The sequence below is a fragment of the Microbacterium sp. ABR10 genome, from assembly GCF_057812175.1.
Genome location: NZ_CM173821.1, coordinates 3,595,516 through 3,606,731 on the forward strand (window position 1 = coordinate 3,595,516; position 11,216 = coordinate 3,606,731).

Consider the following 11,216-nt stretch of genomic DNA (forward strand, 5'->3'; position numbering starts at 1 on the left):
GCAGCCGTGGAATACCCCGCGGCTAGCATGGGTTTCATCCGACGGAATCAACGAGAGGAAGGCGCAACCGTGCGTCACGTCATCATCATCGGATCGGGCCCGGCCGGGTACACCGCTGCCATCTACGCCGCCCGAGCCAATCTAGAACCCCTCGTCGTCGCGAGCTCCGTCGAAGCCGGCGGAGACCTCATGAACACCACCGAGGTCGAGAACTTCCCCGGGTTCCCCGACGGCATTCAGGGCCCCGACCTCATGGCCAAGATGCAGGCGCAAGCCGAGCGTTTCGGTGCCGACGTCCTGTACGACGACGTCGTCTCGCTTCAGCTCGACGGCCCCGTCAAGACGATCACGCTCGGTAGCGGCAGGGTCGAAGAGGCCGTCTCGGTCATCTACGCCACCGGATCCGCTTACCGCAAGTTGGGTCTCGAGGGCGAAGAGCGTCTCTCGGGCCGCGGTGTTTCGTGGTGTGCCACGTGCGACGGCTTCTTCTTCCGTGACCGCACCATCGCCGTCGTCGGCGGCGGTGACTCGGCGATGGAAGAGGCGAACTTCCTCACCAAGTTCGCGTCGAAGGTCTACGTCATCCACCGCAAGGACTCGCTGCGCGCCTCCAAGATCATGCAGGAGCGCGCCTTCGCCAACCCCAAGATCGAGTTCATCTGGAATAGCGCGGTCGACGAGATCCTCGGTGACGAAGCCGTCAACGGCGTGCGTCTTCGCTCGACCGTCGACGACTCGACGAGTGAGCTGCCCCTCGACGGCCTGTTCGTCGCGATCGGCAACGATCCGCGCACGCACCTGGTCCATGACAAGCTGCAGCTGACCGACCAGGGCACCATCTGGGTCGACGGACGCTCCTCGCGCACGTCGGTCGAGGGTGTCTTCGCCGCAGGTGACGTGATCGACCCGACGTACCGCCAGGCCATCACCGCCGCGGGCAGCGGCACCGTCGCTGCCCTCGACGTAGAGCACTACCTCGCCGCGCGCGGCGAAGCCGGTGAGCCCGCCGTCTCGGAGAGCCCCCTCGAGGGTCTCCCTGACGCTGCGGTCGTCTGAGGAACAAATCCGCGCCAACCGGCGTTTCGACTCACTGAAGCTTCCATCTAAGGAGATATGCAATGACTGCCAAGGCGACGACCTCCGCCACGTTCGAGCAGGACGTCCTGCAGGCTGACGGACCCGTGCTCGTGGACTTCTGGGCCGAGTGGTGCGGACCGTGTCGCATGGTCGCTCCCGTCCTCGATGAGATCCAGAACGAGAACGCGGGCAAGATCACGGTCCTCAAGCTCAACGTCGATGAGAACCCCGATCTGGCGATGAAGTACCAGATCACCTCGATCCCCGCGATGAAGGTGTTCCAGGGCGGCGAGGTGAAGACCACGATCATCGGCGCGAAGCCGAAGTTCGCGCTGGAGCAGGATCTCGCACCGTTCCTCGGCTGAGACGTTGCTGACGAAGGCCCCGATTCCTCACGGACTCGGGGCCTTCGCCGTACCCGGGACTCGCCGCACGGCCCGGGCGCCGACCGTCCCGTCGTATCGACGGTGTGACCGCCTTCCGGATGCCGAGGACTCGGCCGGAACGACCTGGCACACCGAACCGACTTGCGGTCGAACCCTCGCATCGAGCGTTCACGTGCGTCGAACGTTCGATCGCGCTATGCGATCATGCGCGTTGCGTTCATGCGCGTCACGCGTTCATGCGCGCTACGCGTTCGAGCGCGCTATGCGTTCGAGCGCGTTGGGCGCTGAAACGCGCCGAGCGCCCTCAGGACGCGTCGAGACGTGCGCTGGCGTCCCAGCGGCGGTGCGGCTCTTCATCGCCCAGAATGCGCCACACAGCGCGTGTCAGCGGTGGGTAATCAAGAGAGATCTGCCGGAGCACGCGGTAGTTGCGCGACCGGCTCGGACGCTGGCCCCCGTTCTCCGCGATGTTCTCCGCGCGCAGAGTGAGCACGACGAGTTCGTCGACGCTCGGCAGATCTTCCATGAAGTCCCACGGGTCTTCACCGCCGCGCAGACGCTCGTGAATGAGCACGGCCAGCTCGTCGGACGCCTCCGCGCGCAGCAGCTCGAGGCTGGCGCGGCGGCGCAGGGTGTCGTCGTTCGCTGTCACCATTCCAGCGTACGACGGGCCGCCGACACCGGGGCCCGCGATCACCTCGCCACGACGGTACTAACCGCGGCCCCGGACGATTTAGCCGGTGTAGCCGTCTTCACCGAGAGTGGAGAGAATGCGATTCAGATCCTGAATGGACGCAAAATCTATGCTGATCTGGCCTTTTTTAGCACTGAGAGACACTCGGACCTTCGTGTCGAACCGGTCGCCGAGTCGGTCGGCGATCTGGTCGAGTCCTGCCTGACGGGCACCGGATCTCGGCTTCTGGCGGACCGGCACCACACCGGGCATCTTGGCGGCCGCCTCGGCGGCGCGCACCGACAGGTCCTCATTCACGATCTTGTTCGCGAGTTTCTGCATCTCGCGCGGGTCGTCGAGCGACAGAATGGCGCGAGCGTGGCCCGCGCTCAGGACACCCGCGGCGACGCGCTGCTGCACGGGGACAGGCAACTTCAGAAGACGAATGGTGTTGCTGATCTGAGGACGCGAACGCCCGATCCGCGTCGCCAGTTCCTCCTGAGTGATACCGAAATCCTCGAGCAGCTGCTGATACGCCGATGCCTCTTCGAGGGGGTTGAGCTGAGACCGGTGCAGGTTCTCGAGGAGTGCGTCACGAAGCAGGTACTCGTCATCGGTCTCACGAACGACCGCTGGAATCGTGGCGAGACCCGCTTCACGCGACGCACGCGTTCGCCTCTCACCCATGATGAGCTCGTACGTCCCGTCGCCCTTGTCACGCACGACGACGGGCTGCAACACGCCGAACTCGCGGACGGAGTGCACCAGCTCAGCGAGGTCGTCCGAATCGAAATGGGTTCGAGGCTGACGGGGATTCGGAACGATCGACGCCGGGTCGACGTGGATGAGGCGCGCGCCCGGAACCGAGACGAGCTGCGCATCAGCGCCCGCCGCGGGGTCAATCGTTCCGGACGACGTCTTCTCTTTCTCGGATGTCGACGCACCCGGGAAGAACACATCGACGGGACGAGCCTCCGACGGTTCGGCGGTGGGGATCAGCGCACCGATGCCACGACCCAGTCCGGTCCTCTTAGCCATCAGGAATCCTTTTCGATGGTGTCGCGAGCGACGATTTCTACCGCGGCTTCGCGATAAGCGATGGCGCCCGCCGACTGGCCATCGTACGCGATGACCGTCTGCCCGAAGCTCGGTGCCTCTGAGACGCGAACGGAGCGGGGAATGACCGTGTTGAGCACCTCGTGCGAGAAGTGCGAGCGAACCTCTTCCGCGACCTGCTGTGCAAGCCGTGTGCGCCCGTCGTACATCGTCAGCAGGATGGTCGAGACGTGAAGCTTCGGATTGAGGTGCTTCTGAATCATCTGCACACTGCCGAGCAGCTGGCTCAGCCCCTCTAGCGCGTAGTACTCGCACTGGATGGGGATCATCACCTCGTCAGCCGCTGTGAACGCGTTGATCGTCAGAAGTCCGAGTGACGGCGGGCAGTCGATGATCACGAAGTCGAGGTGATTGTTTTCGATCTCCAGGTACTCGCGAAGCGCCCCCCGCAGGCGATGCTCGCGTGCGACCTGTGAGACGAGCTCGATTTCTGCGCCGGCGAGATGGATGGTGCTCGGTGCGCAGAGCAGATCAGGGGACTCCGGGCTCGTCTGAATAATGTCGACGAGCGGCACATCGTTGATGAGAACGTCGTAGACGCTCGGGGTCTCGGCGTTGTGGGCGACACCGAGAGCCGTCGACGCGTTGCCCTGGGGGTCGAGGTCGATAACGAGAACGCGGGCACCCACCGACGCGAGAGCTGCGCCCATGTTAACAGCGGTGGTGGTCTTCCCGACCCCGCCTTTCTGATTCGACACCGTGAACACGCGGGTGCGCCCCGTCAGTTTGACGTCGGCCACTTCGAGCGCACGTCGTCGTGCCGATAGGTCAGCGATCTCACGAGCGATGGGGGAGTCATCGAGCGAAAAGGACGAAGACGCCTCACCGGATTGTTTCACGTGAAACACCTCTCACCTTCGCGAACTCGCTCAGTCTACCTGTGGCCCCTGACATCGCCTCCCGTCGGGCTCGCTACTGCGAGAGTGGCCATCGAAAATGCTGCCGCGTGGAGTGACAGTGTGGCGCTAGACGTGGGCCCGCGTCGTGCACAGTGCGGTGTGCTGCGCCCGTCGAGCACTGCGCCCTCTGCTCGCTGGCGGGCGTGTCGGGTCGTCGTGACGAATCATGGTGGCGTTCGGAAGTTTCGGGTCGCCCCTGACTGCTGATACGTGTGGAGCGTGCGTCTGAGATCCCGACGTTGCTGCGGATCCATTTGGATCCCGTCGAAGCCCAAACCTCGTTGTTTCACGTGAAACATGGGCGGTATCGCTGCTTGAAAGCGGAGAACGGATGTCGTGAGCAGGTCTCACGGACGCTGGTGGACTGAACTCACAGGAGAGCTGACCCCTGTCACCACCCCTCCCGCACGCGGGCTCCCTCATACCGATCGCCGTCGTTCCAAAAAATGCCCAGCGGCCGAGCGTCTATCGAACGCCCGCCACGCGTGGCACCCCGTTCCTGAGCTGAGCTGCGTTCGCATCCGGTCATGGGCGGAGACGTACCCCGTACGGCCCGGTCGCTTAGGCACCAAAGCACACTCCGCGAGGCGGTCGATGTCAGCGAGGGAAGCATACGTCTCACAGACAAAGCCTCGCGTCTTTAGGTTCGCGGCCAGATTCGCAGGCTCGAGAGCGTGTTGGGTCCGGACGCGGAACGTCGCGGCATCGGGTTTCTCACTGCGAATGTGTGACTGACCGCCCACCTGCGTGACTGGCTGACGAAGACAAATGAGCGCTCGACCCGCAATGCCGCGTTCTCGGGTGACACGCCTCCTGCCATAGTGCGTCGGTCATGGACGAGCCGGACGCGTGCGTTCGTCGGAAAGTGTTTCACGTGAAACATGAGCCTTCACATGCGTGTCGGCGCCGGAGGCAGACATGAAGCGACGTTCACCGGGGTCGTGACGGGATTCGAGGGTTGGGTCGAAGGCTAGGAAGCTCCCCCAGGACGCACTGGCCGACCGTGGTTCGGACGCTCGGTGTCGAGACGAACTCATACACGCCAGGCCGACCGCCATCACGCGACCGAGAGCGCGCGACCCCGGTTTAGCCAACTCACCGCAGGGGTCGCGTGCGGGCTGCACTGCGTCAAGCCAGTACCTGCCGCCGGGTGTTTCACGTGAAACGTCTGTCATGCAACCGCCTACGTCTGTGACCCCGGCGGCGACAGACTGAGATGACGTCGGGGACGGTCTCAGCGCGGTGAAATCGAGACCGTCGACGAGTAGGAGTGCGTTCCTTTCTGCTCGCGCCGCACCAGCTGACGACTATGAGCTCTCCGGATAGTGAGGCGCCCCCCTGCCGCCTGTCAATCGTCACCGTCTCGAGTGGTAGCGAGTCGCCCCCGATGGTCCCGACGTATCGCCCCGCAACAAGGACCGCGTGCGATCTCGTATGTCCGACGGGCGCGTCAAGAGTGCGGCGTCGGCGGAGCTGCGCCAGAGTCGTGGCCATCCGCTCGTGCAGATCTCAACCTCGACTCGGGGCGGACCTCGCTGATGAACGAGCAGGCGGAAATGTCAGTTGTATCCCCCGCGCATCCGCTGTGCCGGCCAAGACTCCGCCGCCACCGAAGAGGGAAGGGGCCGTCCGTGGGCGACGTGGTCGGGCCGAAGCAGCCGCGGCAGCCGACGGGGAGCCAGGCGTCCTCTCGACGCCACGCACCCACAGCACTCGTGTTGCACCGCCAAAGACCCCGCTGGGTCCTGTCGAACTACGTTTCACGTGAAACGTCGCGCGCAACGCTTTGCGACCCTCGCAAGAGTAGCGAAGCATGTACGGGGCTCATCAACTGGGGCCCGGTAGCGGTGCGGCCGGTTCGCAACCCAGCTGCACGACAAGACTGACGGGGGAGCGGTCGCAGGACGCAGGATCCGCCGATTCATGGACGGCGCGGAGCCGCGACTGGACCGACTTGCAATTATCAGGCGCGACGGCATCATCACCAGCTGGCGCGAGGGCGATCCTCTTGTCGCACGAGCTAGCTGCTGGCTCAACCCCGGTGAGAGGGGCACTCCATCGAAAGGCGCTGGGCTATGGCGGGGAGCACTGAACGCGTCTCGTCTCGAACTTTCCCTAGTGCTCGGGCGTCGTCGACATTTTCTAGCTCTTCCTACCGTCGTCGTCCCGGCAGCCGACATCGACGCTGCGAGTGAGCTCGGCCTCAGCAGCCTCTCTCCCATTCCGAACCCGTCGCGTGTGCGTGCCCCACACCAAATGACCGTGAGCTTCGCAGGACCGCATGTCTCTTCGGCACCTGGCAAGTGCCGCCGAGCGCAAGTTCAAGAACTCCCTCATCCACATACTCCGCGAGTGAGCCCCACAGGACAACCGCATTCCCGTAAGCTCCGAAACGCCTACCGACGTGCCGTGGAGTGCCACGGCTCTTGCGGAACTGATGTTGACCGGACAGGCATTGCAGCGGGCTCGACCAGAGCGGTTCTCTGTGCGCCACGACGTGTACGAAGTCGCAGCCTCTCGAAGTTCTTCACAGCAACGCTCATCTGGTGGATCGATGTTGACTTTGGGGCGGCGCGGCTCCCTCAGGCCGAACCTCGCGGCCGTTTTTCACGTGAAACATTACCCAGATGCTGCGCTAGCGGGCGACCTGACGTGACACATCAACGGCGGCTCCGCCGTTCCGGTCCTGACACTCGGAACGCCACGGCGCCGAAACCACCACTTCACGCCACTCTTGTCGACGCCTAGCCGCGTAACGGGACGCCGCGGCACACGGGGGAGTGCGAGCGAGCCCGCTCGGGGCAATGGTCCCACGGGCCGCCCACGGGGCAGGGGAGCGGAAGCGATGACAGCCCGCGCAGCGGCGCTTCACCGCCTCGGTCCCGTAGATCGAATTTCGCGAAATGTTCCACGTGAAACACCCGCCGATCCGAGGCAGTGCCTCATCCCGCGCGGGCTGACACACGTCACAGGTTCAGCAGGCCGGTGGTCCTCGGTGATGCGGTGTCGCGGCAGCAGGCCAGGCCACACGAACCGCCCCTCCACGCATCTGCCTACGTGTGCCGACATTCCTGGCTCCGGGGATGAGGAGCACCGCTCATATTCCGCGAACGTAGTACCTCGCGAGCTAACGTGTCGGGAACACGACCAAACGCAAACGTTCACGGCACGCCAAGGCCCCTACCCGCCGCTCGCCTGTTCCCGGGCCCCGGGTTCACCGGAACACCGGCATCCACCGCATCACACCCACCCTGAGCGGCACGAGGAGATCATCCGGCCCAGCTCACGCTTGTGTCGCCGCCACGCACCGCGTGAGTTGACAGTGCCTCACCACCGTAGCGTTGGGCGAGCCCACATCACCTCACACCGGGCGTAGTGCGGTGCCGGCCGCCACGATCCTGACCCGTAAGCCGGCGCAGCTATCCGGGCTGCACGGCTCGCAAATCGAGCCCGATCCTGGGACAGAGCGATCCTGGCACAGAGACCGCAGAAACTTATCGGCACGGCATTCACGAACCGCTTCGGGACTTGCATCGGAGGAGAACGATGGAGCCTCCGACTCGCGATAACAGTGAAGCGCCGAAGTGTGAGCGGCTCGGAACCCTCATCGGATGGGAGGGGACGTCATCGATCACCTCGACGGACGTCTACTCCGGCAACGAGCTCATCACCGGGTCAACACATGTCTACATGTGACCGACTCAGCGAGTGACAGTAGCCAGAAATACCCGAGTGGGCTCGTCCAAGACGCCCTCTCCGACGATCTCCACCGACACGTCCTGCAGACCGTACTGTCTGATCTGCTTAGCTGCGGCGTCGATCTCGCGCCCCACGTTCGCGCCCTTGAGGAATACAAGCCGACCACCGGGTCGCACCAGGGGAGCGGTGTAGGGGAGAAGGGTGCGCAACGCACTGACTGCCCGCGCCGTCGCGATGTCGAAGACGCGCCCTCGCGCCCACTCCTCACCGCGCATGCGCTCCACGCTGACATTCTCGAGCTCGAGATCGGCAACCTGCTCCGACAGCCATGCCGTGCGGCGCTCCATCGGCTCGATGAGGGTCCACTCCACGTCGGGTCGCGCGATGGCCAGCACAAGCCCCGGCAGCCCTGCTCCCGATCCAACGTCGACGGCAGCCCCCGCGAAGAACGGAGCCGCGATCGCACTGTTGAGGATGTGTCGCGTCCACAGACGCGGCACCTCCAACGGACCGATCAGTCCCCGTTCCTCGCCGTACGCAGCAAGATTAGCGGTGAACCTGCGCGCGGTGTCGATGCGGTCACCGAAGATGTCCGCGGCCGCGACGGGCTCCGCCTCAAGCTGTTCCGGCATCCGCGGATCAGCCCCGACGCAAGACGGTGTGCCTGTCCGCACCCTCGCCGAACGACTCGGAGTCGTAGCCGCGATCAGCAGCGATGTCATGCACGAGCTTGCGCTCATAGCTCGACATCGCCGGCAGGGAGGCCTGGGAAGCGCCCTCGACGAGACGCTCGATGGCGCGGTCGACGAGCATCTCGAGCTGACGCTGGCGGGCATCACGCGATCCGCCGATGTCGAGGATGAGCCGTGAGAACCGACCCGTCGCGCTCTGCACAGCCAGGCGGGTGAGCTCCTGCAGTGCCTGCACCGTGTCGGGATGCGCGAGACTCGACAGCGACTCGGCGTCATCGGCTTCGACCGAGACGTACGCGCGGCCGGCGCGCACATCCATGGCGAGGTCTCCGTCGATGTCCGCGATGTCGAGCAAACCCTCGAGGTAGTCGGCGGCGATGTCGCCTTCCTGCTCGAGCTGCTCTTCGGTGGCGGCGGTCTGCTCGGGGGCAATCTGATCGGACGTCGTCATCATGATCTCCGGAGGTCAGGAAGCGGGTGCGGATCCAGAACCGCCGGCGGCTCCGCCCCCAGCACCGGTGTTCTTGGTGGACTGTTGCTTCTTGGCGCGCTGCTTGCCCACGGGCTGCTGACGCTTCGGGGCTGCCGCGCGTACGCGCTCGGCTTCCTCGAGCAGACGCTGCTGCTCGGCCTGGTACTTCTCCATCGGCACGACCTTGCCCGCGGCGTCGATGGCTTTGCCCTTGCGCGCCAGGCGCTCTTCGCGTGCCTTCGCCGCGTCGGAACCGGGAGTCGGCATCTCGCGGATGACGATGAACTGCTGAACCATCGTCCACAGGTTGCTGACGAACCAGTAGATGACGACGCCGAGCGGGAAGAAGACGCCCGAGAAGATGAAGGCCAGCGGCAGGATGTACAGCATGATCTTCTGCATCTGGTACGCCTGACCGGTCTTGGCCTCGGGCGACAGGTTCTTCGAGATGATCTGCAGCTGCGTGAAGAACTGCGACGCGATCATCAGCACGACGAGCGTCAGCAGAATCGCGACGGTGATCTGACCGTCGGCCTGGCCCCATGCCGTGACCAGGTTCACGTGCATCGATGCCACGTCGAACAGGCGGGCGTCGTAGAACTCTCGGGTCAGCTCGGGCGTCAGCAGTCCGACGCCACCCTGGTTGTTGGTCGCGTGCTTCGCAACATCGTTCAGCACGCTGAAGAGGGCGAAGAAGATCGGCATCTGCACGAGCAGCGGCAGACAGCTGGAGACAGGTGTGGTGCCGTGCTTCTTGTACAGCGCCATGGTCTCGCGGCTCATGGCCTCGCGGGAGAGCTGGTCCTTCTTCCCGCGGTACTTCTCCTGGACCTTGCGCAGCTCCGGAGCGATCTCCATCATCTTGCGCTGGCTCTTGATCTGCTTGACGAAGAGGGGGATCAGCGCCGCCCGCACGATGAGGACGAGGCCGACGATCGAGAGCACCCACGTCAGACCGGCCGCGGGCGCCATGCCGAATGCGGTGAAGAGCGAGTGCCAGCCGACGAGCACGAGCTCGACCGCCCATTTCAGCGGCCACAGAATGGTCCCAATGAGATCGAATTGCACGATCAGTCCTTTCGGGCGGGCACGACGAATCCGTGCCGAGTGAGTTCGTGACGGAAGGCCCGATGAGGACGGACGTCGTCGATGCCACCCTGAGCCCAGGGATGACACCGTGCGAGACGGGCGGCGGTGAACGCGACGCCCTTCACGAGTCCGTGCTGCTGCACGGCGCCCACCGAGTAGGCGGAGCACGAGGGGTAGTACTTGCACACGTCGCCGTAGACATGCGAGATCGTAGACCGGTACGCGTGCAGCAGGGCGAGACCGGCGTTCCGGGGGAGGAGCGGAACGGATGCCAGCGCTGCCGCGGCCGTGAGCCGGCCGGACCCCGTGGCTGATGTGGGAAGAGTCGAGGCGCTCATGCCGACGCTTTCCGTTCCAGGCACCGCACCACGTCGGCGCGGAGCGTCGCGTAGTCGGTCGCCGCCGCTGAGGGGAGGACGCGGATGACGATCGAGGCGCCCCCGCGGATGGACGGGAGCGCCTCAGCGCACACCGCTTTGAGGCGGCGGCGAATGGTGTTGCGTGTGACCGCGGAGCCGACCTGCCGGCTCACGATGAAGCCGAAACGAGGTGCATCGGTCTCAGCCGAGGTTCCGACATAGGTGACGGTGTGCGCTCCGGCACAACGAGAGCCCCGTCGGACTGTGGCTTTGTAGTCCGATCCGCGGGTGAGTCGGTTCGGCTTCGCGAGCACCGGGTCTGTCAGGCCGAGAGCTCGGTGCGGCCCTTGGCGCGACGCGCCGAAAGGATGCCGCGGCCGGCACGCGTGCGCATGCGGGCACGGAAGCCGTGCTTCTTGGCGCGGCGGCGGTTGTTGGGCTGGAAGGTGCGCTTGCTCATGGGTCACTCCGGAGGTGGTGTCGCCCGATGCTCTTCTGCCGGGGACGGGGTCGGGACTGCCTGATAGGCATAAGTCAACCGACTAAGGCTACGTCGTGAGGGGCGTTAACTCAAACCCAGAACGCGACCGCCCATTATCCCCAGGCGTTGTCCACAACCGTGGCAAAGACACGCGGCCGGGTCCTACAGTGGATTTTGCTCCGCGTGAGCCGCGAACTAGCGTGGCCCCGGAAGTTATCCACAGGTTCGGCGCGACTCGTCGATCGCCCGTCGCGTCTAGGTCCCGGAGGGGAT

11 protein-coding genes are annotated in these 11,216 nt (G+C 64.9%); 2 read left to right on the top strand and 9 right to left on the bottom strand.

Annotated features, from left to right (window positions below; genetic code table 11):
* Positions 1 to 69 precede the first annotated feature (69 nt).
* The gene (gene trxB, locus ACXKZF_RS16580; protein WP_243223027.1) at positions 70 to 1,056 is read left to right on the top strand and encodes a thioredoxin-disulfide reductase; all 987 of its coding nucleotides are present in this window, start codon (positions 70 to 72) and stop codon (positions 1,054 to 1,056) included.
* Positions 1,057 to 1,118: 62 nt separating this feature from the next.
* Positions 1,119 to 1,442 (top strand): thioredoxin, encoded by a 324-nt coding sequence (trxA, locus tag ACXKZF_RS16585; protein ID WP_055952687.1) that lies wholly within the window; start codon positions 1,119 to 1,121, stop codon positions 1,440 to 1,442.
* 325 nt (positions 1,443 to 1,767) lie between these two features.
* Here trxA and ACXKZF_RS16590 read toward each other — a convergent pair whose 3' ends face one another.
* From ACXKZF_RS16590 to rpmH, 9 genes are all read right to left on the bottom strand, one after another.
* Entirely contained in the window at positions 1,768 to 2,118 is a 351-nt protein-coding gene (locus ACXKZF_RS16590; RefSeq protein WP_055952691.1) for a hypothetical protein, read from the bottom strand.
* A 78-nt stretch (positions 2,119 to 2,196) separates the two neighbouring features.
* Positions 2,197 to 3,174 (bottom strand): ParB/RepB/Spo0J family partition protein, encoded by a 978-nt coding sequence (locus tag ACXKZF_RS16595; RefSeq protein ID WP_488984970.1) that lies wholly within the window; start codon positions 3,172 to 3,174, stop codon positions 2,197 to 2,199.
* Positions 3,174 to 4,100, bottom strand: coding sequence for a ParA family protein (locus ACXKZF_RS16600; protein WP_308220479.1), 927 nt, complete (start codon positions 4,098 to 4,100; stop codon positions 3,174 to 3,176). The genes ACXKZF_RS16595 and ACXKZF_RS16600 overlap by 1 nt, the downstream gene beginning before the upstream one ends.
* Positions 4,101 to 7,852: 3,752 nt before the next feature.
* Positions 7,853 to 8,482, bottom strand: a complete 630-nt coding sequence (gene rsmG, locus ACXKZF_RS16605; RefSeq protein WP_055952699.1) for a 16S rRNA (guanine(527)-N(7))-methyltransferase RsmG — start codon at positions 8,480 to 8,482, stop codon at positions 7,853 to 7,855.
* A 7-nt stretch (positions 8,483 to 8,489) separates the two neighbouring features.
* Positions 8,490 to 8,996: a Jag family protein gene (locus tag ACXKZF_RS16610; protein ID WP_055952702.1), complete on the bottom strand. Its 507-nt coding sequence runs from the start codon at positions 8,994 to 8,996 to the stop codon at positions 8,490 to 8,492.
* A gap of 12 nt (positions 8,997 to 9,008) precedes the next feature.
* On the bottom strand, positions 9,009 to 10,082 hold the full coding sequence (gene yidC / locus ACXKZF_RS16615; RefSeq protein ID WP_200936070.1) for a membrane protein insertase YidC: 1,074 nt from the start codon (positions 10,080 to 10,082) through the stop codon (positions 9,009 to 9,011).
* A gap of 2 nt (positions 10,083 to 10,084) precedes the next feature.
* On the bottom strand, positions 10,085 to 10,441 hold the full coding sequence (gene yidD, locus ACXKZF_RS16620; protein ID WP_055952705.1) for a membrane protein insertion efficiency factor YidD: 357 nt from the start codon (positions 10,439 to 10,441) through the stop codon (positions 10,085 to 10,087).
* Positions 10,438 to 10,776 carry a ribonuclease P protein component gene (gene rnpA / locus ACXKZF_RS16625; protein WP_055952708.1) on the bottom strand — a complete coding sequence of 113 codons (339 nt, stop codon included), beginning with the start codon at positions 10,774 to 10,776 and terminating at the stop codon, positions 10,438 to 10,440. The genes yidD and rnpA overlap by 4 nt, the downstream gene beginning before the upstream one ends.
* 8 nt (positions 10,777 to 10,784) lie before the next feature.
* On the bottom strand, positions 10,785 to 10,922 hold the full coding sequence (gene rpmH, locus ACXKZF_RS16630; protein ID WP_055952712.1) for a 50S ribosomal protein L34: 138 nt from the start codon (positions 10,920 to 10,922) through the stop codon (positions 10,785 to 10,787).
* Positions 10,923 to 11,216 lie beyond the last annotated feature (294 nt).

Bases quoted from the DNA above. Each gene is read 5' to 3' on its own strand.
- trxA (WP_055952687.1), top strand. From the start codon at position 1,119: ATGACTGCCAAGGCGACGACCTCCGCCACGTTCGAGCAGGACGTCCTG.
- ACXKZF_RS16590 (WP_055952691.1), bottom strand. From the start codon at position 2,118: ATGGTGACAGCGAACGACGACACCCTGCGCCGCCGCGCCAGCCTCGAG.
- ACXKZF_RS16595 (WP_488984970.1), bottom strand. From the start codon at position 3,174: ATGGCTAAGAGGACCGGACTGGGTCGTGGCATCGGTGCGCTGATCCCC.
- rsmG (WP_055952699.1), bottom strand. From the start codon at position 8,482: ATGCCGGAACAGCTTGAGGCGGAGCCCGTCGCGGCCGCGGACATCTTC.
- ACXKZF_RS16610 (WP_055952702.1), bottom strand. From the start codon at position 8,996: ATGATGACGACGTCCGATCAGATTGCCCCCGAGCAGACCGCCGCCACC.
- yidD (WP_055952705.1), bottom strand. From the start codon at position 10,441: ATGAGCGCCTCGACTCTTCCCACATCAGCCACGGGGTCCGGCCGGCTC.
- rpmH (WP_055952712.1), bottom strand. From the start codon at position 10,922: ATGAGCAAGCGCACCTTCCAGCCCAACAACCGCCGCCGCGCCAAGAAG.